Below are 24,215 nucleotides of genomic sequence, written 5' to 3' on the forward strand. Positions count from 1 at the left end.
TTCATGTCCGCAGACAGCCATTCACACGACCAGAACATGAGCCCCCGCAAGCTCTTCTATCTTGCGCTGGGCTCCGTTGGCGTCGTCTACGGTGACATCGGTACCAGCCCGCTCTACGCGTTTCGCGAAGCGCTGAAGCCCGTCGCCGCCGATGGCCTCACCCGTTTCGAGGTCATCAGCGTCGTCTCGCTGATGATCTGGGCGCTGACCATCATCGTCACGATCAAATACGTCCTGCTTCTCTTGCGCGCCGATAACGAAGGCGAGGGCGGCACGCTGTCGCTGCTGGCGCTTCTGTTGAAGACCGCCAACGGCCACACCGCGCTTCTGATGATGCTCGGCCTCGTCGGCGCGGCACTCTTTTTGGGCGACGCGATGATCACGCCGGCGCTGTCGGTTCTGTCGGCCGTCGAAGGTCTGAAGCTCGTCGCGCCGCAGCTGAGCAGCTACATCGTGCCGATCTCGGTCGCCATCCTCGCCGTGCTCTTTGCCGTGCAGTCGCGCGGCACGGGAACGATGGCCCGCTATTTCGGGCCGATCACCGCGCTCTGGTTCATCGTGCTCGCCGTTGTCGGTATCTCGCATATCTCGGATGATTTCGGCATCCTCGCCGCCTTCAACCCCTATTATGCCGTGAGCTTCCTAATGCATGAGGGCTTCTTCGGCGTGATCGTGCTCGGCGCCGTGTTCCTGACGCTGACGGGCGCCGAAGCGCTTTATGCCGACCTCGGCCACTTCGGCCGCCGCCCGATCCAGTGGGCGTGGTTCGTGCTGGTCTTCCCGGCGCTGACGCTGAACTATCTCGGTCAGGGCGCTCTGGTGCTCGGCAACCCGCATGCCATGTCGGACCCCTTCTACCTGATGTTCCCGAAGTGGGCGCTGCTGCCGGCCGTTATCCTCGCCACCGCCGCCACCATCATCGCCAGCCAGGCGGTCATCACCGGCGCGTTTTCGCTGATCCGCCAGGCGATCAACCTCGGCTTCCTGCCGCGCATGGAAATCCTCTTCACCTCGGAGACCAACACCGGGCAGATCTTCGTGCCGTCGGTCAATCTGCTGTTGTTCTTGGGCGTGATCTTCCTGGTCATCTCCTTCGGCTCGTCGGATTCGCTGTCCACGGCCTATGGTATCTCCGTCACCGGCGCCATGGTCGTGACATCCATCATGGCCTTCGAGTTCGTCCGCGTCCGCTGGAACTGGTCGGTGCTGACGGCGACGGCCGTTCTGGCGCCGCTCTTCGTGCTGGAAATGATCTTCCTCGGCGCCAACCTGATCAAGATCCACGATGGCGGCTATATCCCTGTCATGATCGCCACCGCCTTCGTGGTCGTCATGTGGACATGGCGTCGCGGCTCGGCGCTTCTGATGGAAAAGACCCGCCACACGGATATCCCGCTGGCCTCGTTCATCTCCTCGATCGAGCGCAAGAGTGACCACTCGCCGGCCCATGTGCCCGGTACCGCGATCTTCCTCACCAGCGATCCGGAATCCGCACCCGCCGCGCTGTTGCACAATCTGAAGCACAACCACGTCCTGCACGACAAGAACGTGATCCTGACGATCCGCACGGTCAACAAGCCGCGCGTGCCGAGCGCCGATCGCTACAAGGTCGAGCAGATCTCCGAGCGCTTCTCGCGCGTCGAGCTTCTGTTTGGCTTCATGGAATCGCAGAACGTCTCGCAGGCGCTGGCGACCTTGCGCAAGACCGGGCTGAAGTTCGACATCATGTCGACCTCCTTCTATCTCGGCCGCCGCAAGCTGGTTCCGGACGCGAAGTCGGGCATGCCCTATTGGCAGGACCGCCTCTACATCGCGCTCGCCAACGCTGCCGCCAACCCGTCGGATTATTTCCGCCTGCCGGCCAACCGCGTGGTCGAACTTGGCTCGCACGTCATCATCTGACGTGGCACTCCATCCTCCAAAAGCCCGGCCCTCGCGCCGGGCTTTTGCGTTTCAGTGTCTATAAGCAAATGCTGTATCAATTGAGGGCGGCGTATTAACCAAGCATCAAGGTTAATGAGACATTTTTATCGGCATGTTCATGCGTCCCATGCCGGAGTCTGGTGTTGCGTCGAAATAGTCGAGTTCCTGGCAAATCACGCGCCTCTGGTGCGTCGCGCCGCTTCGATAAGCTGCGCCCTTTGCTGCAAAGATGGAGTTCCCCCGCGCTCTTCGGCGTCTGCGCGTGGCTGATGTTCCCGACCATGGCCTCGCATGCCGATCTGGCAGCCCTTCTGGCTGGCCTCGACCAGGGCCGCGAGAACTGGCGCATGGTGTTGACCAACTCGCCCGCCGGCTCCATCCATCAGGCCGAGCTCGCCTTTGCGGATCCCGCTGTCACCGGCGCGATCGCATCCGGTGCCGGCATGGTGCTGCCCGATGGCCGCAAGGTCGCCTTCACCACCGAGAACAAGGGCCACGAAGACACGCCCGATGAAGACCGCGTCAACCGCGCCACCAAGAAGGGCAGGGTGGTCGCCGTCGAGCGCGTTCAGCCGCCGAAAGATTTCTCCGCCGGGTCGATCCTGCAGCGGACCCGCCTTCTGTTTCAGCCGACCTTCAACCTGAAGGACAAGTCGGCCTTCGTGAAGCCGAAGATCCGCGGCAAGGAAATCGAGATCGCCACCAATTTCTACCGCAAGCAGCCTCCGAAGCCCGCAGCCGACATCTCGCCGATGCTGGCCGATCTCGTCACCAGCAACAAGTCCGACGTGCTCGCAACCGCCTTCGCCCCCGCCGCTCCAGACTACGCTCGTCAGTCCCCCTTCGATTCGATCCTGACCGACAAGGCCGACAATGGTCGCTTCGTGCCGCAAATCGGCCCGAAGGATCACGCCTGGGCCGCGAGCATCCTGCCGGCCAGCGTCTTTTCACCAGCCGAGCAGCAGTGTCTCGCCTCAGGCATCTATTTCGAGGCGCGTGGTGAAACAGTGAAGGGCCAGGCGGCCGTCGCCCAGGTCATTCTCAACCGCGTGCGCAACCCGGCTTACCCGAAGACCATCTGCGGCGTCGTCTACCAGAACGAGGATTGGCGCAACCGCTGCCAGTTCTCCTTCGCCTGTGACAACATCAAGGACCGCGTGAACTCGCAGGCCCATTGGAGAATCGCCCGCGATGTGGCGATGGCGGTGACCGCCGGCCGCATCTGGCTGCCCCAGGTTGGCTCCGCCACCCATTACCACGCCGTCTACGTTCGCCCGAAATGGGCAAAGACCATGGAAAAGGTCGGCCGCATCGGCCTGCATGTCTTCTACCGCACCTATGGCGGCGGCTGGAGCTGATAAAAACCCGGTAAAAGGCGCGTTTTCGCGCCTTATTGCCGCGTCAGCCCGCGGATTCTTTCCCCCGATTCCGCCACAACCCGCCCGTATCGATCTAACCATATGTTTTTGATCGCTTATTTTATGGCTGGACATCGGCCTGCTACGCCTTGACTATGGATTTTGCTAAAACTATGTTGCGCGCGACTTCAAAGCGGGCCGGAAGGTTCTTCAGCCTTGGGGTCGTTGTCCGGTAAACCGGGGTAGCGGCGTAGCGGACGGCGGCAGGCGGAGGAGAGCACGATGGCGGATGACCGCGAGGAGAGTCTGGAAAAGCGCCGTGCGCAACTGGGAGCGGAACTCGCGACCAAGCGCATAGAGGCGGGGAAGGACGAGGCCGACGAGGCCCGCGCCGAGGTAAGCCGCAAGGGCTATGCCCAGGCGATGAAGCTTTCGAGCGAGTTCATTTCCGCGGTCGTGGTCGGCGCTGTCCTGGGCTATCTCTTCGACCGTTTTGTCGGCACTGCGCCTTGGGGATTGATCGTACTTCTTCTTCTTGGATTTGGTGCCGGCGTGCTGAACGTGATGCGCGCTGCGGGCAAGGTTGCGAAACCTGATCTCGATATGCGCGAAAGCGACCGGAAATAGGGCGGAACGTTCAGGCGTTCGATCCAGTGCAATAATCCCGTCTCGTGCGGGTATAAGATATAGAGAGAACAAGCGGTGTCTAACGATCCGACTCATCAGTTCCTGATCCAGAAGATTGTGCCGATCGAAATCGGCGGGATTGATTTCTCGTTTACGAACGCCTCGCTGTTCATGGCGGCTTCTGCTGCCGTGGCCGCCGGCTTCCTCTATTTCTCGACGTCGAACCGCGCCATCGTGCCGGGCCGCTCGCAGTCGGTCGCCGAAATGTCCTACGAGTTCATCGCGGGAATGCTGAAAGAGGGCGCCGGATCCAAGGGGATGAAGTTCTTCCCGCTGGTCTTCTCGCTCTTCATGTTCGTGCTGACCGCAAACCTGCTCGGCATGTTCCCTTACTTCTTCACCATCACCAGCCAGATCATCGTTACCTTTGCTCTTGCGCTGCTCGTCATCGGCACGGTTCTGGTCTACGGCTTCTACAAGCACGGATTCCACTTCCTGAATGTCTTCGTGCCTCAGGGCGTTCCCGGCATCTTGCTGCCGCTGGTCGTCGCCATCGAAATCATCTCGTTCCTGTCGCGTCCGATTTCGCTCTCCGTTCGTCTCTTCGCCAACATGCTGGCCGGTCACATCACCCTTAAAGTGTTCGCGGGCTTCGTTGCCTCGCTTGGAGCCATGGGTGCGGTTGGTATCGGCGGCGCCGTTCTTCCCCTCATCATGACCGTCGCCCTGACGGGTCTCGAGTTCCTCGTCGCCTTCCTACAGGCTTACGTCTTTGCGGTGCTGACTTGCATGTACCTCAACGACGCGATCCACCCGGGTGGCCACTAAGGGATACCGACATTGACGTCCGCGGGCGTCAGTCAATTCGCCGCAACAACCATTTCAAAGGAGTACAACATGGACGCGGAAGCAGCAAAATTCATCGGTGCAGGCCTCGCTTGCTTTGGTATGGCCGGTACGGCTCTCGGCCTCGGCAACATCTTCGGCAGCTACCTGTCGGGCGCCCTGCGCAACCCGTCTGCCGCTGACAGCCAGTTCGGCCGTCTGGTATTCGGCTTCGCCGTTACGGAAGCTCTGGGCATCTTCTCGCTGCTCGTCGCTCTCCTTCTGCTGTTCGCCGTTTAATTTCGGCGCACTGAGGGATCACGGCCTGCGAACAGCGAGCCGTGATCCTTTGTATTTGCAGTACACCTGGAGGTGAGCATGTTTTTTGTGACCCCGGCTTACGCTGAAGAAGCCCCGGCGGGAACCGCAGAAACTGGTGCAGCGACCGGTACAGACGCGCATGCTGCCCCGGCCGCAGGCGAGGTTCATACCGAGACCGGCGTGCCAGCCGAACACCATGGCGGTGTTTTCCCGCCTTTCGATACTTCGACGTATGCGTCCCAGCTGCTCTGGCTGGCGATTACCTTCGTCATTTTCTTCGTGCTCATGCAAAAGGTCATTGCACCGCGCATCGGCGGTATCCTCGAGCAGCGCCACACGCGCATTGCCCAGGACCTCGATGAGGCTGCACGCCTGAAGGCGCAGGCAGACGCAGACGTTGCTGCCTACGAAGCCGAACTCGCAGAAGCCCGCGCCAAGTCGAACGCAATCGGCACGGCAGCGCGCGACGCCGCCAAGCTCAAGGCCGAGGCCGACCGCCGCGCGGTTGAGGCCGCTCTGGGCGAAAAATTGAAGGCTGCGGAAGGCCACATCGCCGATATCAAGGCGAAGGCGTTCGCGGATGTCGGCACGATCGCCGAGGAAACGGCAAAGGCCGTCGTCGAGCAGCTGATCGGTGGCACCGCCACCAAGGCTGAAGTCACGTCCGCCGTCACCGCGGCCAAGAAGGGAGCTTGATCGATGGAATTTGCACTGGACGCAACATTCTTCGCATTCGTCGGTCTCGTCCTGTTCTTGGCGCTGGTCGTCTACCTCAAGGTTCCCGGCATGATGGCGACGTCGCTCGACGACCGCGCCGATCAGATCCGCAACGAGCTGTCGGAAGCCAAGCGCCTGCGTGAAGAGGCCCAGCACCTGCTGGCCGAATATCAGCGCAAGCGCAAGGAAGCCGAAGCGGAAGCTGCCCATATCCTGGCAGCCGCCGAGCGCGAAGCGGAAATGTTCACCGCCGAAGCCAAGAAGAAGACCGAGGAATTCGTTGCCAACCGCACCGCGGTTTCGGAAGCGAAGATCAAGCAGGCCGAAGCCGATGCGATGAAGGCGGTTCGTTCCGCAGCCGTCGACCTCGCCATCGCCGCCGCTGAAACGGTTCTCGTCAAGAAGGCCGACGCCAAGGTTCAGTCCGAACTCTTCGGCAACGCCCTTGGCCAGGTAAAGACCCGCCTCAACTGAGATCGGTCCTATCGCATTTCAAAGCCCCGGTTCGCCGGGGCTTTTTGCGTTTTGGAGGTGTTGTTCGCGGTAGCGCCCGGAAGCCGGCCGAGGTGCCGCCTACTCGCCGTCGGTGACCAGGAACTGCTTGAGCCGCCCGAAGCTCATGCGGTGCAGCGGGCAGGGTCCATGGCTGTCGATGCCGGCGCGGTGCCGTGCCGTGCCGTAGCCGGCGTGCGCCGCGAAGCCATAGGCTGGGAAGATCAGGTCGGCGCGTGTCATCATCCGGTCGCGCGTGACCTTGGCGACGATGGAGGCGGCGGCAATCGATACCGAGCGGGCATCGCCCTTGACGACGGCCTGGCCGGGGCACTCAAGCCCGGGGGGCACGTCCAGTCCATCGGTCAGCACATAACTTGCGGGGATGGAGAGGCTCAAGATCGCGCGGCGCATGGCATCGAGGCTCGCCTTGCGGATATCGGTTTCGTCGATGCGGCGCGAGCTGGATGAGGCGATGGCGACGGTCGCGGTGGCAAGGATCTGCTCGAAAAGCTCTTCCCGCCTCTGTGCGGAAAGCTGCTTGGAATCGTTCAGGCCATCAGGGATGCGCTTCGGATCGAGAATGACGGCGGCGGCGACCACAGGTCCCGCCAGCGGCCCGCGCCCTGCCTCGTCGGCGCCGGCGACCGGCCAGTGGCCAGCCTTGCGCGCCTTCAGCTCCAGCCGGAAATCCGGAAGCAGCGGGACATCTTCGAAAAGCATGGGAGAATCGGGTGGCGTGCGACGTTTCATGCGGCTGAACTTCGCACGCCAACCCGATTTCCTGCAAGTCCCCGGATCAGGGCGGCGGGCCGGGGACTTGAGAACGGAAGGCCAGGGTCAGCCGTCCGTAAGGGAATATCCGAACATGTCGCGCAAAAGTGTGCAGCGGTTTTGCGACAACGACATGCTGCAAAACTAGAGCAGCGACAGCTGCACGCCGCTGCCGTTGGGCGGCACGAACAGGTCGTCTCGCAGCGGCATGCTGCGGCGGGTCATGCCGAGCCGCTTCGTGGCCATCTCGAAGCGCCGGGCGATCTGCCACGCATAGGGACCGGCGCCCTTCATGCGCTTGCTGAAATCGGCGTCGTAATCCTTGCCGCCGCGCATCGAGCGCACCAGCGACATGACGTGCCGGTAGCGGTCGGGATAGTGCTGCAGCAGCCAGTCGCGAAACAGCGGCGACACTTCCAATGGAAGACGCAGGATCACATAACCCGCTTCCGTGGCACCGGCGGCATGGGCCGCATCGAGCACGCGCTCGATCTCATGATCGTTCAGCGCAGGAATGACCGGCGCCATCATTACCGACGTGCGGATGCCGGCGTCGCTCAGCGCCTTCAGCGCATCGAGCCGCTTCGATGGGGTCGATGCACGCGGCTCCATCGTCCGTGCCAGCTTGCGGTCGAGCGTCGTCACCGACAGCGATGCACGCACGAGGTTCTTCTCCGCCATGCGCTGCAGGATATCGAGGTCGCGCAGGATGAGCGCAGACTTGGTGACGATCGAGACAGGATGGTTCGCCCGCTCCAGCACCTCGAGTATATCCCGCATGATCCGCCATTCCTTCTCGATCGGCTGGTACGGATCCGTATTGGTGCCGATGGCGATCACCCGCGGCTTGTAGCCGGGCTTGGCGAGTTCGCGTTCCAGCAGCTTGGCCGCATCCGGCTTGGCAAACAGCCGCGCTTCGAAATCCAGCCCCGCAGACAGGCCCATATAGGCGTGGGTGGGCCGCGCGAAGCAATAGATGCAGCCGTGCTCACAGCCGCGATAGGGATTGATCGAACGGTCGAAGGGGATATCCGGCGATTCATTGCGGGTGATCGCCGTGCGCGGCTTTTCGATCTGCACCTCGGTCTTGAACGGCGGCAACTCTTCCAGCGTCTGCCAGCCATCGTCGAAGCCTTCGCGGCTCTGCGGCTCGAAGCGCCCGCTCGGGTTCAATCCCGCACCACGGCCACGCCGGCGGTCGACCTCGATCCTGAGGCCGGAAGAAACGATCATCGCGTCGGCAATATCCGCCGTATTGGCAGGCGCGAATGCGGCCTGCCCTGCAAGGGACTGTTCGTTCATCGGGTTTCTCCGTCGATGGAAGACTCGTCGTCCCCATCCGTTCTGGTGATTAAATTCCTATCGCTGAAATGAGAACAATGCAAGAACAAATTTGGAAAACTGTCGCTGGTAATGTTTTGTGCGTCGCACTATAAATGAGCAATGTTGACTGTCGTATTGGAATGCCGGGATCAGGAACCTGAGCTGGCGCAGACATTATCGGTGTTGGTTGCTGGTGCCGTGGAGGGGCTGGTGAGCGACGTGGTTGTGCTCGACCACGGCTCGCGCGATGGCTCGTCCAAGGTCGCGGACGCTGCCGGCTGCCGCTTCCATCAGCATTGGGATATCAAGGACATACTGCGTTCGGCGCGCGGCGAATGGCTGCTATTCGTCGAGCCCGGAGCGCGCCCGCAGAGCGGCTGGATCGACGAGATCGCCGAATATGTGGCGCTGAACAAGCTGCCCGCCCGCTTCACCGCCTCGCGTGGTTATCGCCGGCCCTTCTATCAGCGCCTGCGCCGTCTGGCGCCGCTTGAACTTGGCCTGTTGCTGCCGAAAAAACATGCTCTGGCGACGGCGCGCAGCGGCATGCAACTGGCGGAATTCGTCAAGGGGCAGAAGCTGCGCAAGCTATCGGCCGAGCTCATCCCGTCGTGGGTGGCGCGCTCGGCGCGGAACTAGGCTCTAAGCGCCGCGCTTCAGGTGTTCGTCGAGCCTGGGCATGATTTCCACGAAGTTGCACGGCATGTGGCGATAATCGAACTGCGCCTTCAAGATGCCGTCCCACGCGTCCTTGCAGGCGCCGGGCGATCCCGGCAGCACGAAGACGAAGGTGGTGCCGATCAGCCCCGCCGTCGCGCGTGACTGCACGGTCGACGTGCCGATCTTGTCCTGCGAAATGCGGTGGAAGACGGCCGAGAATCCGTCCATGCGCTTGTCGAACAGCGGCTCCAGCGTCTCGGGCGTCACGTCGCGGCCGGTAAAGCCGGTTCCGCCGGTGGTGATGATCACGTCGACATCCGATTGCGCCGTCCATGCCTGCACCTGCGCGGCGATCGCCTGTCTGTCGTCGGGCGCGATGGCGCGCGCGATCAGCCGGTGCCCAGCCTCCGAGATACGGGCCGCCAGCGTATCGCCTGAGCGGTCGTCCGCAGCCGTGCGCGTGTCTGAAACCGTCAGCACGGCAAATCCCACCGGAATGAACGGACGCGTGTCGTCAACGCCTGTCATCATCATCTCCCGCCAATGTCTCTGTTGCCTCGAAATACCAGTCCGGCCGCTTGCAGTGAAGCGCGTCCGCTGCGGCATTCGCTTCGTCCGCGCTGGCGAATATGCCGAAGCACGTCGCGCCCGATCCCGACATCCGCACGAAGCGCGCGCCTTGATCGCGCAGCATGTCCGAGATTTCGGCGATCTCGGGCAGCAGCGCGCGCGCCGGCGGTTCGAGATCGTTGCGCATGCCGCGCAGCGCGTCGAGCCAGGAGAGGCCGGGTGCTACCGCAAGCGCGCCGTTCGTCTTCGTCGCCAGCTTGCGGAACACCTCGGGCGTCGAAACGCCCTTCAGCGGATTGGCGAGCACCATGGGAAAGGCAGGCAAGTCGCGCACCGTCTCGATCCGCTCGCCGATCCCGCGGGCAATCAGCGGCCGGCTCGCCAGACACATCGGCACATCGGCGCCGAGCTTGATGGCGATGGCGTCGATGGTCGCGGCGGGCAGGGGAATGCCCCAGAGCCGCATCAGCCCGCGCAGCGCCGCTGCCGCATCCGCCGAGCCGCCGCCGATGCCTGAGGCAATCGGCAGATCCTTGCGCAAATGGATGCTGACCGGCGGTGCGGTCCCGCCAACGTCAAGGACGGCAAGACGCAACGCATCGCGCGCCTTCAGCACCAGATTGGTGCCGCCATCGCTCGCAAGCGCATCGCCGAAGCGGCCGGAGATATGAAATTCGTCGGCATCGGCTGGCGCGAAGTCCAGCTGGTCGCCCGCCCGCGTGAACGTCACCAGCATTTCCAGCAGATGATAGCCATCGTCTCTCTGGCCCGTCACATGCAGGGCCAGATTGATCTTGGCAAAGGCATCCTCGCTGATCGCAACGCCGTCGGCGAAGCCGAAGCCGGTGTCAGCCATGGATGATCAGGTCTTCTTGTCGGCCGGCTTCGGGTCGACAGGGGCCGGATCGGGCATCTTCTTGTCAACGGTCTTGGCGTCGTCGGTCACTGCAGGCAGGCCGTTGGCGATCTTGTCCTTGATCTTCGGGATCTCGGCGGCCTCGGGTTCCGAGCCCAGCGCCCGGTTCCACTGGTAGACGGCCTCAAGCTTGCGTCCGACGCGCCAGTAAGCATCGCCCAGATGGTCATTGATCGTCGCGTCGCCGGCCTTGATCTGTGCCGCGCGCTCCAGTTCCTCGGTGGCGTCATCGAACTTGCCGAGGCGGAAATAGGCCCAGCCGAGCGAATCGATGATGTAGCCATCGTCGGGGCGCAGATCCACGGCCTTCTTAATCATCTCCAGACCCTCGTCGAGGTTCCGGTTCATGTCGATCCAGGAGTAGCCGAGATAGTTCAAGACCTGCGGTTGGTTCGGGTTGAGGTCCAGCGCCTTGCGGAAGCTTGGCTCGGCCTTGTCCCACTGCTTCAGCCGCTCATAGGCGATGCCGCGCTGGAAGAAGACAGTCCAGGTGTTCTTGCCCGGCAGCGGGCCGATAACCTCGACAGCCTTGTCGTAGTTCTCGGCCATCGCCTTGTAGTCCTTGGCGTCGGAGAGAACGCTGCCATAGGCGAGGTAGCTGCGAATATCCTTCGGATCCGATTGGATCAGACCACGCAGATGCGTGCGGGCTTCTTCGACCTTGCCGCCTTCGGCGAGCGCCAGGCCGAGCTGCAGCTCGGAGATGCGGCTCATCGGCGAATTGTCGGGCACTTCCTTGTAGAGCGCGATGGCGCGGTCCAACTGGCTCTGCTTCTCGGCGATACCGCCGAGCATGACCAGCGCGTCGGCGCTATCAGGGTCGAGCGCGCGGGCGATCTGCAGGTAGAGCGAGACGATATCCTCGGCGCCGTCGCGGTTCAGCGCGCCGGCAAAGGAGAACAGAACGCCGGCCGCACCCTGCTTGGCGGTGGTGATCTGCTGCACCTGCTTTTCGTCATTGGTGATGCTCTGGCGCAGCGCGTTGAGCGGCGCGTAGTTGGGCAGCAGGTTGTCGCCGACCGAAACCGTATCGAGCGCCTTCTGCTTGTTGCCCTGCGTCGCTTCCAGGCGAGCGAGCGCCATGATGGCGCGCATGAAGGTATCGGGAGCAGTGGCCGCACCATCCTTGTCAAGCACGGCGTCGTTCAGGTGCTTGCGCGCCGAGCGCACGTCGCCGTTGACGATGGCGATCGCGCCGGCATTGTAGTTCTGGAAGATGGCGAGCCACTCCGGCCCCTTCAGCTTCTCGACCTGCGACAGCGCATCCTTGCCCTTGCCGGCGCCAAGTCGCGCCCAGGCGGCCATCAGGTCGTTCATGACGCGGTCGAGATCGGTCGGGCCGGTGGTCTTCAGCGCGCTCTCGGCCGTCTTGTATTCGCCGCGGCGGATCGCGTCGGCGCCGCGCACGATGGTCGAGAGGCGCTCGATGCTCGGATCGTTCTTCAGCTCGTTGGCGTAGCGCACACTGTCCTTGATGTCGCCATTGAGCAGCAGCGAGATCATCAGGCGCTGGCGGATCTCCGGATTGCCGGGCTCGATCTGCAGCGCCTTCTTGTAGAGCTCGATCGCCGTTTCGTAATCGTGGTCGACATCGGCGGTGCGGGCGGCAAGCAAAGCGCCGGAGAAGGTGTTGACGCTATCAGGATCGAAGATCACGGTCGCGCTGGCGTCGTCCTTCTTGGCCGCGTCTTCGGCATTGGCGCCGCCGAGCACGCTCAGCGACAGAACTGCCGCAAGCGACGCGCTCGAAAGAAGACGTATGGCAAATTTCCGCCGCATTAGAAAACCTTTCGTGAGAACAGCCCACCAGCGTCGACTGCAAAATCAGTTGAGAAGACTGATTCACGACAGGATGGCTTTTTTGAAGCGACCCCGCAAGAAAATCAGCCTTGGACCAATGATCGTCGGTTAATTGACGCGCTCGATGCAGAAGTCGATGACTTCCATCAGTGCGGATTTCCATGCCGTATCGGGAAGCGGCGCCAGTGCATCGCGTGCAATCGTGCCATAATGGACCGCCCGACCAATGGTATCGTTCAGCGTTCCGTACTTGGTGATCAGGCCAAGTGCCTTTTCGAGGTTCTGATCGTTGCTTTCGCCACCCTCGATCGCCTTGCGCCAGAAGGCGCGTTCTTCCTCGGTGCCGCGCCGATAGGCGAGGATGACGGGAAGCGTGATCTTGCCCTCGCGGAAGTCGTCGCCGACATTCTTTCCGAGATCGGCTGCCTTGCCGCCGTAATCGAGCACGTCGTCGACCAGCTGGAAGGCGAGGCCAAGGTTCATGCCGTAGGACTTCATCGCGTTGCGGCCGGCCTTGCCGGCATCCGCCACGATCGGGCCGACTTCGGCAGCCGCCGCAAACAGCGCCGCGGTCTTGGCGCGGATGACCGAGAGATAGTCGTCCTCGGTGGTTTCCATGTTCTTGGCGACGGAAAGCTGCAGCACTTCGCCTTCGGCGATCACGCAGGCGGCGGAAGAGAGCACGTCGAGCGCATCGAGCGAGCCGACATCGACCATCATGCGGAAGGCCTGGCCAAGCAGGAAGTCGCCGACCAGCACGCTTGCCTGGTTGCCCCAGATCATGCGGGCGGTGGACTTGCCACGGCGCAGGTCGCTTTCATCGACGACGTCGTCGTGCAGCAGCGTTGCCGTATGCATGAACTCGACCGCGGTCGCGAGCTTGATGTGGTTTTCGCCCTGGTAGCCGTAGAGCGCGGAGGAGGCGAGCGTCAGCATCGGGCGCAGCCGCTTGCCGCCGGACGAGATCAGATGGTTCGCCACTTCGGGGATCATCTGCACGTCTGAACCGGCCTTAGAAAGGATCAACTGGTTGACCCGCTCCATGTCCGCCTTGGTTAGATCCACCAAAGGCTTGACGGATGCCAGTTTGTTTTTGCTTTCTTCAAGCGGTATGACCACGCCCAACGACCCGGACTCCTGTTCACTCATTGGATTTGACAATAGAAAGGGGCGGCTTGAGCGGCAAGAGGCGAAATTGCCACGTCGCGGAAAATTGAAAGGGATTTCACGGTAAATGCATGAACTTATCCGCGCCAATGATCCCGTGCTGCTCTCCTTCGCTGAAAGCCTGATGAAGGATGCCGGCACCCATTGCTTTATCGCCGATCAGGGCATGAGCATATTGGAAGGCTCGCTCGGCATGCTGCCGCGCCGCCTGCTGGTCGAAGACGACCAAGCCGACCGTGCCCGCCGCATCCTCATCGACGCCGGTCTCGGCGACGAATTGCGTGAGCAGAAGTGAGCGACGCCGTGACCAGCGAGCCCAGGGCCGATCAGCCCGTAACCGAGACCATCGACGCCTTCCATCGCGGCGCCTTTCACATTCTCCAGCCGAAGGGCAGAGGGCATCGCTCCGGCATGGATGCCATGCTGCTTGCGGCATTGGTGGATGAGGGGAGAGCGGTAAAGGTCGCCGATCTCGGCGCCGGCGCCGGTGCGGCGGGCCTCGCCGTCGCCTCGCGGCTGCCGAAGGCCGAGGTCGTGCTCTTCGAGCGTTCCGCCGAGATGGCCGATTACGCCCGCCGCAGCCTGGATCTTGCGGAAAACGCCCACATGCTGGGCCGTGTCACCGTGATCGAAGCGAATGTGACGCTGAAGGCCAAGGCGCGCAACGACGCCGGCCTCATCGACGAGAGCTTCCACCACGTCATCCTCAACCCGCCCTTCAACGATCCCGGCGACCGAAAGACGCCGGATGTGCTGAAGGCCGAGGCGCACGCGATGACGGAGGATCTGTTCGAAAGCTGGCTGCGTACGGCCGGCGCCATCATGATCCCTGGCGGCCAGCTATCGCTGATCGCTCGGCCGGAATCGATCGCGGAAATCATCGACGCCTGTGGCCGTCGCTTCGGCGGCATCGAGATCACGGCCATCCATCCGCGCGAAGGTGAAAACGCCGTGCGCATCCTGGTGACCGCGATCAAGGGCTCGCGCGCCCGGCTGTCGCTGCGCGCGCCGCTGATCATGCACGAAGAGGGGAGCCACAAGTTCTCCCCCTTCGTCGACGACCTCAACAACGGCCGCGCAGCTTACTCCAGGCGTTAGAGCGTTTCCGTATTTTTCTGAATCGACAGCGTTTCCCAAATCAGTTTTGTTCTGATTCATTGATGCTGGCTGGATGGAGGCCAGCATCAATGACCGCACCGATATCGAATGATCTTCGTGAGCGCGTTGTTGCCGCCGTACTGAGTGGCGAGAGCGTTCGTTCAGTGGCGACGCGGTTTGAAATCGCCGCGTCTTCCGTCGTGAAATGGTCCCAGCGCCATCGTGCGACCGGATCGGTTCATCCCGGCAAGATGGGCGGTCACCGCAAGCGGATACTCGAACCGCATCGTGATATCATTGTGCAACGGCTCGCCGAGAACCCGCACGTGACACTCCATGGCCTGAAGGCGGAGTTGTCCGAGCGGGGGATTTCCGTCTCGCACAATACGATCTGGGAGTTCCTTCGCAGCGAAGGGCTGCGCTTCAAAAAAAACGCTGCTCGCCCTTGAGCAGGCGCGTGCCGACGTCGCTCGCAGAAGACAGCGGTGGAAGGCCCTGCAAAATCATCTCGATCCCGAACGGCTAGTCTTCATTGATGAGACCTGGATCAAGACCAACATGTCGCCGATCAGGGGCTGGGGGCCAAAAGGCAAGCGACTGCGGGCATTTGCACCGCATGGCCACTGGCGCACGCTGACATTCCTGGGCGCCTTGAGAAACGATCGGCTTACAGCGCCCTGTGTCTTCGACGGACCGATGAACGGCCAGTGCTTCCGCGCCTATGTCGAACAGCAGTTGGTGCCGGTCCTCAAGCCAGGCGACATCGTCGTCATGGACAATCTCGGCAGCCACAAGTCGGCAGCCATCCGTCGGTTGATCAAAGCAGCCGGTGCGCGGCTCTGGTTCCTGCCACCCTATTCGCCGGACCTCAATCCGATCGAACAGGCCTTCTCCAAGATCAAACATTGGATGAGAAATGCACAAAAGCGCACCATCGACGACACATGGCGCCATATCGGCAGGCTGGTCGAAACCATCCAGCCCGCCGAATGCCAGAACTATCTCGAAAATGCCGGATATGGTTCCGTTAAAAGATGAAACGCTCTAGCCGATCACGAAGTCGAACAGAAGCTTGATGTTCAGTCCGGCGATGATGATGGCGATCGTGTAGGCGATGGCAGACAGCCAGCGCGGTGCGACGAGGTCGCCCATCTTCGCCTTGTTGGCGGTGAACATCACCAGCGGGAAGACAGCGAAGGAAAGCTGCAGGCTGAGAACGACCTGCGTCAGGATCAAGAGCTCTGCGGTGCCCGCGTCGCCATACCAGATGGTCACGAAACCAGCCGGCACGATGGCGATGGCGCGGGTGATCAGCCGGCGGATCCAGGGCTGCAGCCTGATCTTCAGGAACCCTTCCATGATGATCTGCCCGGCCATGGTGGCCGTCACCGTCGAGTTCAGGCCGCAGCACAGAAGCGCGATGCCGAAGAGCGTCGGTGCCAGCGCAAGTCCCAGCAGCGGTGCGAGAAGCGAGGAGGCTTCGCCGAGTTCCGCGACGTCGGTGCGTCCATTGGCATGGAAGGCTGCGGCGGCGAGGATCAGGATCGAGGCATTGATCAGAAGCGCGAAGCAGAGCGCCACGGTGGAATCGATCGTCGCATAGGTCAGCGCCTCGCGCTTTTCCGGCACGCTGTGGCCGTAATCGCGGGTCTGCACGATGCCCGAATGCAGGTAGAGATTATGCGGCATGACCGTGGCGCCGAGAATGCCGAGCGCCAGATAGAGCATCTCCGGATTGGAGACGATCTCCGTGGTCGGGAAGAAGCCGCGGATGACTTCGCCCCACTGCGGATCGGCCATGAAGATTTGCACGCCGAAGCAGACGGTGATGATCCCGAGAAGCGCGATCACGAAAGCCTCGACCCAGCGGAAGCCGATCTTCTGCAGATAGAGGATAAGGAACACATCGAGCGCGGTGATGAGGACGCCGAGTTCGAGCGGAATGCCGAACAGCAGGTTGAGGCCGATCGCCGTGCCGATCACCTCGGCGATATCGGTGGCGATGATCGCGATTTCGGCAAACAGCCAGAGCGGGATCGATACCCAGCGCGGGAAGGCATCGCGGCAGGCCTGCGCCAGATCGCGGCCCGAGCCGATGGCGAGGCGCGCGCAGAGCGATTGCAGCACGATCGCCATCAGGTTGGAGAGCAGCGCCACCGTCAGCAGCGTGTAGCCGAACTTCGAGCCGCCGGCGAGCGAGGTCGACCAGTTGCCGGGGTCCATATAGCCGACGGCCACCAGATATCCGGGACCGACGAAGGCGATGGCGCGGCGCCAGCGCGAGGCGTGCTTCTGCGTTCCGATCGTACGGTGGACATCGGCCATCGACGCCTCCTCGCGCTCGTGGCGCCAGCCCGTCTTGGCCTTGGGTGTCATAATGTCCATGCAGCATCCGCCTGTTTAACCGATAAAAGCAATATGGCCGATTAGAATGATAATGCAAGTCATTCGCAACAAGAAACTTGGCGCGCAGTTGTTTTGCGTCTCGCCCATTGTGTTTGCCCTTGCGACGCATACATGGGAGAGACGTTTCACGCAGCCTATACGAAGGAATGGGAATGGCCGGATTTTTGAGAAAACTGATGCCGAAGCGCTTCAGCAAGGAGGGCATCGTGATCCCGGTTGTCAGGCTCCAGGGCGCGATCATGACCGGCGGCAGCCAGTTCCGCCCGGCGCTGAACCTTGCCTCGACCGCGCAGGTGCTCGAAAAGGCCTTCAGCTTCAAGGACGCGCCGGCCGTCGCGATCTCCATCAATTCGCCCGGCGGTTCGCCGGTTCAGTCGCGGTTGATCTTCACCCGCATCCGCGAGCTGGCGCGCGAAAAGCAGAAGAAGGTCATCGTCTTCGTCGAGGACGTAGCGGCCTCCGGCGGCTACATGATCGCGCTTGCGGGCGACGAGATCATCGCCGACCCGACCTCGATCGTCGGCTCGATCGGCGTCGTCTCCGGCGGCTTCGGCTTCCCTGAGCTTCTGAAGAAGATCGGTGTCGAGCGCCGCGTCTATACCGCCGGCGAAAACAAGGTTATCCTCGATCCCTTCCAGCCGGAGAAGGAAAAGGACATCGAATATCTAAAGACGCTGCAGCTGGAGATCCACCAGGTCTTCATCGCGATGGTCCGCGAGCGCCGCGCCGGCAAACTGAAGGATGACACGACGGTCTTCTCCGGCCTTTTCTGGACCGGCACGCGCGGCTTGGAGCTCGGCCTTATCGACGGTCTCGGCGACATGCGCCAGGAACTGAAGAAGCGTTACGGCTCGAAAACCAAGCTGGAACTCGTAACCCCTGCAAGGGGGCTTTTCGGACGCCGCATTCCCGGCATATCATCATCGCTCGAAGGAGCCGCCTCCGGCTTCGCGGCCGGTCTTGTCGAGACGGCCGAAGACAAGGCATTGTGGAGCCGATACGGGCTCTGACGCAATTCCGGCAAAAGCGCAGCGAACCTGCGCAGCCGGACCTGCGTTGAAATAACGAGGGGTTGAAGACAGACGACATGCCGCAGCTTTTGATCATGGGTGTGCTCGTCCTGGGCGCCTGGCTCCTCTACCGCCGCTTTGTGGCCGAAGCCAAGCGCCTGCAGGAAAAATCCCGCCGCGCCCAGAGGGAGCAGCAGACCGGAGCGATCGGCACGCTGGTGAAAGACCCGGTGACGGGCGAGTATCATTTGAAGAAGGATGATGAGTGAGGGAGAGGGCTTTGATCAGCTGCGTTCACGAACCCGCGCCTGCCAATCCGCTCCGCCATAGCTGATGCAGAGAACAAAGACGGATTGGGTTTCGTCATTGACGGTAAAGCAGACGGTCGCTTTATCCGACGCGGGAATGGCGCGCAGATGCGGGTGAAAGTCGCTTCGGACGGTGCCGATATGAGGAAAGTCGGCAAGAGAGCGGAGCTTTTGCTCAATCAGGTCGATTTTATCCTCGGCAACTTCATAGCCGGCGTACTCACCAACCAGCATGGTGATGTCGAGAAGATCGTTCTTAACGAGAGGATGGCGCGTAACCCTATACGCCATACTTCCTCGTCGCTTTACGTTCGCGGATGAATGCTCTCACCTCATCGAACATGGTGTCGCCTTCGAGCGGTATCCGCTGATCCTCGGGCAACTCCATTCGCCGACGGATCTCGTCGGCCATTCCCGCAAGAGGATCGCTTGAGGCATCGCGCTTCCTCATCCGTGCCAACCCTTCTTTGACGACGTCCGACACGCTCGGAAACCGCCCATCCTCAACGAGTTTCTCCGCGTAGCGAAGATCCTCATCCGATAGCATCACGGCGTTCTTGGCGTTCATAGTCGTCTCCAAGGCAAGGTCTGTACTCACTATAAGGCAACCGACACCGCTTGTCCTCCCTGCAAACTGTGGGGAAGAGATCGGGATGCGAAACCCTTGACCCTCATCGCCGCTCGTGGCACCTGTCGCCCACCGATCCAATTGAATGGCGACTAACCTCATGTCTGCACCCAGCATCCCCGACCACATGAACCCGAAGCGCTCGTTTCAGGCGCTGATCCTGACGCTGCACAGCTACTGGGCGGACAAGGGTTGCGCGGTGCTGCAGCCTTACGACATGGAAGTCGGCGCCGGCACGTTCCATCCGGCGACCACGCTGCGCGCGCTGGGACCCAAGCCCTGGAAGGCCGCCTATGTGCAGCCCTCGCGCCGCCCGTCCGACGGTCGCTACGGTGAAAACCCGAACCGCCTGCAGCATTATTACCAGTATCAGGTCATCCTGAAGCCGAACCCGCCGAACCTGCAGGAACTCTATCTCGGCTCGCTCGCTGCGATCGGCCTCGATCCGCTTCTGCACGACGTCCGCTTCGTCGAGGACGATTGGGAAAGCCCGACGCTTGGCGCCTGGGGTCTCGGCTGGGAGTGCTGGTGCGACGGCATGGAAGTCTCGCAGTTCACCTATTTCCAGCAGGTCTGCGGCCTCGAATGCTCGCCGGTCGCGGGCGAACTGACCTATGGCCTCGAGCGCCTCGCCATGTATGTGCAGGGCGTCGACAACGTCTACGACCTGAACTTCAACGGCCGCGAAGGCGATGAGAAGATCAGCTACGGCGACGTCTTCCTGCAGGCAGAGCAGGAATATTCACGCCACAACTTCGAATTCGCCAACACCGAGATGCTGCATCGCCACTTCATCGATGCCGAGAAGGAATGCCAGGCGCTGCTCGCTGCCGGCGCGCCCGGTGATAGCGATAACCAGAAGCTGCACAAGTGCGTCTTCCCGGCCTACGACCAGTGCATCAAGGCCAGCCACGTCTTCAACCTGCTGGATGCGCGCGGCGTGATCTCGGTCACCGAGCGCCAGAGCTATATCCTGCGCGTACGTACGCTCGCCAAGGCCTGCGGCGAGGCTTTCCTGCTGACCGACGCCGGTGGCGTCAATCTCGCCAGCAAGGCTGCCTAAGCGGTCAGCGACGCCTGTTTGCCTTCACCTCAACGGTGCGCGCTGCCGGACGCGGCGCGCCCTTGAGCGTGAAGAACGAAGCGATGGCAAGCATGTTGAGCAGGAAGATGGCTGCGCTCATGGCTGATTGATCCTCGTGACCTTGTTTGGATTCCGCCGCCGTCGGCCGATCCATGGTCAAGATAGGACTTATCCGGCCGCCGCGGTATCGCGAGATCTTGGGATGCGCCAAACTACAACGGCGGGAGATGACAAGCGTCGCCAAGCCGCATAGTCTCCCGGCCGACCTTGCGTCGTAACGGGGGATTCGCGATGTATATTATTCTAGGCCTCATCGTCGTGATCGCGCTCTATGCGGTCTTTGTCTATAACGGCCTCGTGCGCGCCCGGCAGATGGCCGAAGAGGCCTGGTCCGGCATCGATGTGCAGCTGAAGCGTCGCGCCGATCTGATCCCCAACCTGATCGAGACCGTGAAGGGCTACGCCACCCACGAAAAGACGACACTCGAAGAGGTCGTCAAGCTCCGCAACCAGGCACAGACCGTTCCGGCAGGCGATGTCGCCGGCCGTGCGCAGGCGGAAGGTTTGCTGGGTGCAGCGCTCGGCCGCGTCATGGCGCTCGCCGAAGCCTATCCGGATCTGAAGGCGAACGAGAATTTCCGTGAACTGCAGACCTCGCTCGAAACCATGGAAAGCGAGATCCAGATGGCGCGCCGCTATTACAACGGCTCCGCCCGCGATCTCAACGTCAAGGTCGAGAGCTTCCCCTCGAACCTCGTCGCCAACCAGTTCGGTTTCAGCAAGCGCGAGTATTTCGAGATCACCAACGAGGCCGATCGCGCCGTCCCGAGCGTAAAGTTCTGATCCCAAAGTTCTGAGAACAGCCATTTGCCTTTGCTGAAAAGCTGCTATGAGCAGGGCAAGATCGCGGCCGGATAGGGCCGCGCGCATTTGCCGGAAAAGACGTAATGAGTGAAGACAAGCCCATGAGTAAAGACAAGCTCACCATCATCCCGGCGGCCAAGCCGCTGTCCGGCCGTGCCGTGCCTCCCGGCTCGAAGTCGATCACCAACCGCGCGCTGCTTCTGGCCGGTCTCGCCAAGGGCACCAGCCGGCTGACCGGCGCGCTGAAGAGCGACGATACGCGCTATATGGCCGAAGCTTTGCGCGGCATGGGTGTGACGGTGGACGAGCCCGATGCGACAACCTTCGTCGTCACCAGCTCCGGCGAGCTCAAGGCGCCCGCAGCCCCGCTCTTCCTCGGCAATGCCGGCACCGCCACCCGATTTTTGACGGCAGCGCTCGCGCTCGGCCATGGCCGCTATGTCGTCGACGGCGACGAGCATATGCGCAAGCGCCCGATCAAGCCGCTGGTCGATGCCCTGAAGTCACTCGGCGTCGCGATTGAAGCGCCCACTGGCTGCCCGCCGGTGACGATCGACGCCAACGGCCGTTTTGCGAACAACAAGGTCGTCATCGATGCCGGCCTCTCCAGCCAGTATGTCTCCGCCCTGCAGATGGCGGCCGCCTGCGGCTCCGAGCCGTTCACCATCGAGCTTGCCGGCGCCGATATTGGCGCGCGTGGCTATATCGACCTGACGCTCGCCGTCATGCGCGCCTTCGGCGCCAAGGTCACCCAGCCGACGCCATCCTCCTGGGTGATCGAGCCGACCGGCTATACAGCGACCGATTTCGTCATCGAGCCGGATGCCTCCGCTGCCACCTATCTCTGGGCCGCCGAAGTGCTGACCAAGGGCGCGATCGACCTTGGCGTCGCCAATGAGGATTTCACCCAGCCCGACGCGAAAGCCTACGACGTCATCAGGCAGTTCCCGCATCTGCCCGCCGAAATCGACGGCTCGCAGATGCAGGATGCGGTGCCGACCATCGCCGTGCTGGCCGCCTTTAACGAAACGCCGGTGCGCTTCGTCGGCATCGCCAATCTGCGCGTCAAGGAATGCGATCGCATCCGCGCCGTCTCGACTGGCCTTAACAACATCCGCGCAGGCCTTGCGACCGAGGACGGCGACGACCTGATCGTCTCCTCCGACCCGGCTTTGGCTGGCCAGCATCTGCCGGCTGATATCGATACCTTCGCCGATCACCGCATCGCCATGAGCTTCGCGCTCGCCGGTCTGAAGATCGACGGCATCACCATTCTGGACCCGGATTGCGTCGGCAAGACCTTCCCTGAGTACTGGAAGGTGCTGTCCTCGCTCGGCGTCGCGATAAAGGACGAATAACCGGCAGGCGATGTCGCCGGGCAATCCAAAAAAGACAATTCTGAAAAGACAAGGGGAGAATGTCTTGATGCGTTGGTTGTCCGGTCTCGTTGCCGCTCTGATGTTTCTGCTGGCGGCATCGTTTGCCGCCGCAAACGAGCGCATCACTTCTTATCATTCGGAAGTCGAGGTCGCCAAGGACGGCGATCTCACCGTGACCGAGACGATCTCGATCGTCGCCGAGGGGTTCAAGGTCAGGCGCGGCATCTTCCGCGACTTCCCGCTGACCATGCTGGATGGCGAGGGGCGCACCATCCGCGTCGGCTTCGATCTTCTCTCCGTCACTCGCGATGGCCAGCCTGAGCCCTATAAGACCGAAAGCATCGATGGCGGCATCCGCATCTATGCCGGCTCCAGTGACACCATCGTGCCTGAGGGCGAGCACACCTATGTCTTGACCTACAAGGCCGATCGCATGATCCGCTACTTCCCTGACCATGACGAGGTCTATTGGAACGTCACCGGCACCGGTTGGCAGTTCGCCATCGAGCAGGCCTCGGCGCGCATCAGCATGCCATCGGGCGAGGTGACGAGGCTTGCCGCCTATACCGGCCCGTTCGGTTCGCGCGCCACGAATGCCACGTCGCGCATCGAGGGCAATCAGGCGATATTCGCCACGACCCGCATGCTCGGGCAGAACGAAGGGCTGACCGTCGTCGCCGGCGTGCCGAAGGGCGTCATCGACCCGCCATCGACAGCTCAGCTTCGCGCCTGGTGGCTGCGCGATCACACGGCCGATGTCATCGCCGTCGCGGGTCTCCTCCTCGTCGCACTCTACTACGTGTTCTTCTGGGTGAGGGTCGGCCGCGATCCGGCCCGTGGTGTCGTCGTGCCGCGCTGGGACCCGCCCGAGGGTCTGTCGCCGGCGCTGGTCAACTACATCGACAACAAGGGCTTCAACGGCGCCGGCTGGCCGGCCTTCTCGGCCAACGCGCTGGACCTCGCTGTCAAGGGATACGTCACCTTCGACGATATCGGCTCCAGCATCACTGTCACCCGAACCGACAAGCCGCTGCCGAAAGCCCTACCTGCCGGCCAGGCCGCCTTCCTTTCTCTCGTTGGCCGCTCCGGTCAGAGCTTTTCGATCAGCAAGTCCAATGGCGAAAAGGTGCGCGACGCCGGCCAGAAGTTCCGCCAGGCGATCGAAGGCGAACATCGCGGCAAGTATTATCACTCGAACGCGCTCTACACGGTCGGCGGCATCGTCCTCAGCGTCATCTTCATCATCGCCGTTCTGGCCTTCGGCGAAGTCGATGCCGACCTCGGCGGCTTCATCGCCGCCACCGTTTTCTCGGCGGTATTCCTGGGCATCCTGTCGTCGCGCCTCGGCCTCAGTTTCCGCAAGGGGGCGTCGCTGCGCAGCAAGATCGGCAGCGTCATCATCGGCGGCTTCTTCGGCTTCACGCTGCTGTCCATCCTCGCCGGCATTGTCACCGCCGCCGTCGAGCAGTTGACGGCAGCCGACCACTGGCCCGTCATCGTCGCCGTCGGCGGCATCGTCATGATCAATGTGGTGTTCTTCTTCCTGATGGGCGCGCCGACGCCGCTCGGCAGCCGACTGATGGACCATATCGATGGCCTGCGCCGCTACCTGACGGTCGCCGAAAAGGACCGCATGAACATGGCCGGCGCACCCGCCATGTCGCCGCAGCATTTCGAAACGCTGCTTCCCTATGCCGTGGCGCTCGGTGTCGAGAAACCCTGGAGCGATGCCTTCCAGACCTGGCTGGCAACGGCTGCCGCAGCCGGAGCGGCCGCCGCCGCCTATTCGCCCATGTGGTATCCAACCCATTCCGGCAGTTTCGGCGACAGCATCGGCGGCTTCTCCTCCTCCATGGCCTCCACCATCGCCTCGACACTCCCCGCACCCGTGACCTCGACCTCGTCGGGCTTCTCCGGCGGCAGCGGCGGCTTCTCGTCGGGCGGCGGGGGAGGTGGGTTCTCCGG

General features: G+C 62.3%; 26 protein-coding genes. 17 read left to right on the plus strand and 9 right to left on the minus strand.

Going from position 1 to position 24,215, the window contains the following annotated elements:
- Positions 1 to 3 precede the first annotated feature (3 nt).
- From ACCD05_RS18710 to ACCD05_RS18740, 7 genes are all read left to right on the plus strand, one after another.
- On the plus strand, positions 4 to 1,902 hold the full coding sequence (locus ACCD05_RS18710; protein ID WP_413394542.1) for a potassium transporter Kup: 1,899 nt from the start codon (positions 4 to 6) through the stop codon (positions 1,900 to 1,902).
- Between the two features lie 290 nt (positions 1,903 to 2,192).
- Complete coding sequence (locus tag ACCD05_RS18715; RefSeq protein ID WP_413394545.1) at positions 2,193 to 3,281, plus strand: cell wall hydrolase; 1,089 nt, start codon at positions 2,193 to 2,195, stop codon at positions 3,279 to 3,281.
- A 282-nt stretch (positions 3,282 to 3,563) separates the two neighbouring features.
- A complete protein-coding gene (locus ACCD05_RS18720) occupies positions 3,564 to 3,908 on the plus strand; it encodes an AtpZ/AtpI family protein (protein WP_018898616.1) in 345 nt (114 codons plus the stop codon).
- A 75-nt stretch (positions 3,909 to 3,983) separates the two neighbouring features.
- Positions 3,984 to 4,736, plus strand: coding sequence for a F0F1 ATP synthase subunit A (locus ACCD05_RS18725; protein WP_018898617.1), 753 nt, complete (start codon positions 3,984 to 3,986; stop codon positions 4,734 to 4,736).
- A 69-nt stretch (positions 4,737 to 4,805) separates the two neighbouring features.
- Complete coding sequence (locus ACCD05_RS18730; protein WP_015338972.1) at positions 4,806 to 5,033, plus strand: F0F1 ATP synthase subunit C; 228 nt, start codon at positions 4,806 to 4,808, stop codon at positions 5,031 to 5,033.
- A gap of 78 nt (positions 5,034 to 5,111) precedes the next feature.
- The gene (locus ACCD05_RS18735; protein ID WP_018898618.1) at positions 5,112 to 5,750 is read left to right on the plus strand and encodes a F0F1 ATP synthase subunit B; all 639 of its coding nucleotides are present in this window, start codon (positions 5,112 to 5,114) and stop codon (positions 5,748 to 5,750) included.
- A gap of 3 nt (positions 5,751 to 5,753) precedes the next feature.
- Entirely contained in the window at positions 5,754 to 6,245 is a 492-nt protein-coding gene (locus ACCD05_RS18740; RefSeq protein WP_018898619.1) for a F0F1 ATP synthase subunit B, read from the plus strand.
- Between the two features lie 99 nt (positions 6,246 to 6,344).
- On the opposite strand, the gene ACCD05_RS18745 is transcribed toward ACCD05_RS18740, so the two are convergent.
- Together ACCD05_RS18745 and ACCD05_RS18750 are read right to left on the minus strand one after the other, a co-directional pair.
- The gene (locus ACCD05_RS18745) at positions 6,345 to 7,016 is read right to left on the minus strand and encodes a ribonuclease HII (protein WP_111561830.1); all 672 of its coding nucleotides are present in this window, start codon (positions 7,014 to 7,016) and stop codon (positions 6,345 to 6,347) included.
- Between the two features lie 165 nt (positions 7,017 to 7,181).
- The gene (locus tag ACCD05_RS18750; protein WP_018898622.1) at positions 7,182 to 8,339 is read right to left on the minus strand and encodes a PA0069 family radical SAM protein; all 1,158 of its coding nucleotides are present in this window, start codon (positions 8,337 to 8,339) and stop codon (positions 7,182 to 7,184) included.
- A gap of 141 nt (positions 8,340 to 8,480) precedes the next feature.
- On the opposite strand from ACCD05_RS18750, the gene ACCD05_RS18755 reads away from it, so the two are divergent.
- A complete protein-coding gene (locus tag ACCD05_RS18755; RefSeq protein WP_047508072.1) occupies positions 8,481 to 8,999 on the plus strand; it encodes a glycosyl transferase in 519 nt (172 codons plus the stop codon).
- 3 nt (positions 9,000 to 9,002) lie between these two features.
- Here the strand turns inward: ACCD05_RS18755 and moaB are convergent, their stop codons facing one another.
- The 4 genes from moaB to ACCD05_RS18775 form a co-directional block, all read right to left on the minus strand.
- Positions 9,003 to 9,548 carry a molybdenum cofactor biosynthesis protein B gene (gene moaB / locus ACCD05_RS18760; protein ID WP_209232810.1) on the minus strand — a complete coding sequence of 182 codons (546 nt, stop codon included), beginning with the start codon at positions 9,546 to 9,548 and terminating at the stop codon, positions 9,003 to 9,005.
- Positions 9,535 to 10,446, minus strand: a complete 912-nt coding sequence (locus tag ACCD05_RS18765; RefSeq protein WP_413394550.1) for a 4-(cytidine 5'-diphospho)-2-C-methyl-D-erythritol kinase — start codon at positions 10,444 to 10,446, stop codon at positions 9,535 to 9,537. The genes moaB and ACCD05_RS18765 overlap by 14 nt, the downstream gene beginning before the upstream one ends.
- Before the next feature lie 6 nt (positions 10,447 to 10,452).
- Positions 10,453 to 12,285, minus strand: a complete 1,833-nt coding sequence (locus tag ACCD05_RS18770) for a tetratricopeptide repeat protein (protein ID WP_413394552.1) — start codon at positions 12,283 to 12,285, stop codon at positions 10,453 to 10,455.
- 129 nt (positions 12,286 to 12,414) lie between these two features.
- Complete coding sequence (locus ACCD05_RS18775; protein WP_018898627.1) at positions 12,415 to 13,431, minus strand: polyprenyl synthetase family protein; 1,017 nt, start codon at positions 13,429 to 13,431, stop codon at positions 12,415 to 12,417.
- Between the two features lie 109 nt (positions 13,432 to 13,540).
- Between ACCD05_RS18775 and ACCD05_RS18780 the strand changes: the two genes are divergently transcribed.
- From ACCD05_RS18780 to ACCD05_RS18790, 3 genes are all read left to right on the plus strand, one after another.
- The gene (locus ACCD05_RS18780) at positions 13,541 to 13,768 is read left to right on the plus strand and encodes a DUF2007 domain-containing protein (RefSeq protein WP_413394554.1); all 228 of its coding nucleotides are present in this window, start codon (positions 13,541 to 13,543) and stop codon (positions 13,766 to 13,768) included.
- Positions 13,765 to 14,571, plus strand: coding sequence for a tRNA1(Val) (adenine(37)-N6)-methyltransferase (locus ACCD05_RS18785; protein WP_413394556.1), 807 nt, complete (start codon positions 13,765 to 13,767; stop codon positions 14,569 to 14,571). The genes ACCD05_RS18780 and ACCD05_RS18785 overlap by 4 nt, the downstream gene beginning before the upstream one ends.
- An 89-nt stretch (positions 14,572 to 14,660) precedes the next feature.
- Positions 14,661 to 15,609 (plus strand): IS630 family transposase gene (locus tag ACCD05_RS18790; RefSeq protein WP_413394558.1). Its coding sequence is split into 2 segments (ribosomal slippage): positions 14,661 to 14,996 and positions 14,998 to 15,609, totalling 948 coding nucleotides; the frame shifts between segments, so codons are not numbered across the junction.
- Positions 15,610 to 15,615: 6 nt separating this feature from the next.
- On the opposite strand, the gene ACCD05_RS18795 is transcribed toward ACCD05_RS18790, so the two are convergent.
- Positions 15,616 to 16,956 carry an Nramp family divalent metal transporter gene (locus tag ACCD05_RS18795; protein ID WP_413394560.1) on the minus strand — a complete coding sequence of 447 codons (1,341 nt, stop codon included), beginning with the start codon at positions 16,954 to 16,956 and terminating at the stop codon, positions 15,616 to 15,618.
- Between the two features lie 173 nt (positions 16,957 to 17,129).
- Here ACCD05_RS18795 and ACCD05_RS18800 point away from each other — a divergent pair, with 173 nt between their 5' ends.
- Together ACCD05_RS18800 and ACCD05_RS18805 are read left to right on the plus strand one after the other, a co-directional pair.
- Complete coding sequence (locus tag ACCD05_RS18800) at positions 17,130 to 17,987, plus strand: S49 family peptidase (RefSeq protein WP_413394562.1); 858 nt, start codon at positions 17,130 to 17,132, stop codon at positions 17,985 to 17,987.
- A 77-nt stretch (positions 17,988 to 18,064) separates the two neighbouring features.
- Positions 18,065 to 18,256, plus strand: coding sequence for a membrane protein (locus ACCD05_RS18805; protein WP_018898632.1), 192 nt, complete (start codon positions 18,065 to 18,067; stop codon positions 18,254 to 18,256).
- A 15-nt stretch (positions 18,257 to 18,271) separates the two neighbouring features.
- On the opposite strand, the gene ACCD05_RS18810 is transcribed toward ACCD05_RS18805, so the two are convergent.
- Both ACCD05_RS18810 and ACCD05_RS18815 read right to left on the minus strand, forming a co-directional pair.
- Complete coding sequence (locus ACCD05_RS18810; RefSeq protein ID WP_413394564.1) at positions 18,272 to 18,586, minus strand: type II toxin-antitoxin system RelE/ParE family toxin; 315 nt, start codon at positions 18,584 to 18,586, stop codon at positions 18,272 to 18,274.
- Positions 18,576 to 18,863, minus strand: coding sequence for a hypothetical protein (locus ACCD05_RS18815; RefSeq protein WP_413394566.1), 288 nt, complete (start codon positions 18,861 to 18,863; stop codon positions 18,576 to 18,578). Before ACCD05_RS18815 ends, ACCD05_RS18810 begins: the two co-directional genes overlap by 11 nt.
- Positions 18,864 to 19,023: 160 nt before the next feature.
- Between ACCD05_RS18815 and ACCD05_RS18820 the strand changes: the two genes are divergently transcribed.
- The 4 genes from ACCD05_RS18820 to ACCD05_RS18835 form a co-directional block, all read left to right on the plus strand.
- The gene (locus ACCD05_RS18820) at positions 19,024 to 19,986 is read left to right on the plus strand and encodes a glycine--tRNA ligase subunit alpha (protein WP_026283030.1); all 963 of its coding nucleotides are present in this window, start codon (positions 19,024 to 19,026) and stop codon (positions 19,984 to 19,986) included.
- Between the two features lie 312 nt (positions 19,987 to 20,298).
- Positions 20,299 to 20,850, plus strand: a complete 552-nt coding sequence (locus ACCD05_RS18825) for a LemA family protein (RefSeq protein ID WP_413394568.1) — start codon at positions 20,299 to 20,301, stop codon at positions 20,848 to 20,850.
- Positions 20,851 to 20,972: 122 nt separating this feature from the next.
- Positions 20,973 to 22,229: a 3-phosphoshikimate 1-carboxyvinyltransferase gene (locus ACCD05_RS18830; protein ID WP_413394570.1), complete on the plus strand. Its 1,257-nt coding sequence runs from the start codon at positions 20,973 to 20,975 to the stop codon at positions 22,227 to 22,229.
- 67 nt (positions 22,230 to 22,296) lie between these two features.
- A partial coding sequence (locus ACCD05_RS18835; protein WP_413394572.1) for a DUF2207 domain-containing protein occupies positions 22,297 to 24,215 on the plus strand: 1,919 nt, incomplete at its 3' end.

The sequence above is a fragment of the Rhizobium sp. Rhizsp42 genome (assembly GCF_047304155.1).
Taxonomy (GTDB): Bacteria; Pseudomonadota; Alphaproteobacteria; order Rhizobiales; family Rhizobiaceae; genus Rhizobium.

Excerpts from the sequence above, each read along its gene's own strand:
- ACCD05_RS18795 (WP_413394560.1), bottom strand. The coding sequence starts at position 16,956 with ATGGACATTATGACACCCAAGGCCAAGACGGGCTGGCGCCACGAGCGC.
- ACCD05_RS18710 (WP_413394542.1), top strand. The coding sequence starts at position 4 with ATGTCCGCAGACAGCCATTCACACGACCAGAACATGAGCCCCCGCAAG.
- ACCD05_RS18780 (WP_413394554.1), top strand. The coding sequence starts at position 13,541 with ATGCATGAACTTATCCGCGCCAATGATCCCGTGCTGCTCTCCTTCGCT.
- ACCD05_RS18755 (WP_047508072.1), top strand. The coding sequence starts at position 8,481 with ATGTTGACTGTCGTATTGGAATGCCGGGATCAGGAACCTGAGCTGGCG.
- ACCD05_RS18765 (WP_413394550.1), bottom strand. The coding sequence starts at position 10,446 with ATGGCTGACACCGGCTTCGGCTTCGCCGACGGCGTTGCGATCAGCGAG.
- ACCD05_RS18815 (WP_413394566.1), bottom strand. The coding sequence starts at position 18,863 with ATGAACGCCAAGAACGCCGTGATGCTATCGGATGAGGATCTTCGCTAC.
- ACCD05_RS18820 (WP_026283030.1), top strand. The coding sequence starts at position 19,024 with ATGTCTGCACCCAGCATCCCCGACCACATGAACCCGAAGCGCTCGTTT.
- ACCD05_RS18770 (WP_413394552.1), bottom strand. The coding sequence starts at position 12,285 with ATGCGGCGGAAATTTGCCATACGTCTTCTTTCGAGCGCGTCGCTTGCG.
- ACCD05_RS18730 (WP_015338972.1), top strand. The coding sequence starts at position 4,806 with ATGGACGCGGAAGCAGCAAAATTCATCGGTGCAGGCCTCGCTTGCTTT.
- ACCD05_RS18745 (WP_111561830.1), bottom strand. The coding sequence starts at position 7,016 with ATGAAACGTCGCACGCCACCCGATTCTCCCATGCTTTTCGAAGATGTC.
- ACCD05_RS18750 (WP_018898622.1), bottom strand. The coding sequence starts at position 8,339 with ATGAACGAACAGTCCCTTGCAGGGCAGGCCGCATTCGCGCCTGCCAAT.
- ACCD05_RS18825 (WP_413394568.1), top strand. The coding sequence starts at position 20,299 with ATGTATATTATTCTAGGCCTCATCGTCGTGATCGCGCTCTATGCGGTC.
- ACCD05_RS18715 (WP_413394545.1), top strand. The coding sequence starts at position 2,193 with ATGTTCCCGACCATGGCCTCGCATGCCGATCTGGCAGCCCTTCTGGCT.
- ACCD05_RS18805 (WP_018898632.1), top strand. The coding sequence starts at position 18,065 with ATGCCGCAGCTTTTGATCATGGGTGTGCTCGTCCTGGGCGCCTGGCTC.
- ACCD05_RS18830 (WP_413394570.1), top strand. The coding sequence starts at position 20,973 with ATGAGTAAAGACAAGCTCACCATCATCCCGGCGGCCAAGCCGCTGTCC.
- ACCD05_RS18800 (WP_413394562.1), top strand. The coding sequence starts at position 17,130 with ATGGCCGGATTTTTGAGAAAACTGATGCCGAAGCGCTTCAGCAAGGAG.
- ACCD05_RS18740 (WP_018898619.1), top strand. The coding sequence starts at position 5,754 with ATGGAATTTGCACTGGACGCAACATTCTTCGCATTCGTCGGTCTCGTC.
- moaB (WP_209232810.1), bottom strand. The coding sequence starts at position 9,548 with ATGACAGGCGTTGACGACACGCGTCCGTTCATTCCGGTGGGATTTGCC.
- ACCD05_RS18735 (WP_018898618.1), top strand. The coding sequence starts at position 5,112 with ATGTTTTTTGTGACCCCGGCTTACGCTGAAGAAGCCCCGGCGGGAACC.
- ACCD05_RS18810 (WP_413394564.1), bottom strand. The coding sequence starts at position 18,586 with ATGGCGTATAGGGTTACGCGCCATCCTCTCGTTAAGAACGATCTTCTC.
- ACCD05_RS18720 (WP_018898616.1), top strand. The coding sequence starts at position 3,564 with ATGGCGGATGACCGCGAGGAGAGTCTGGAAAAGCGCCGTGCGCAACTG.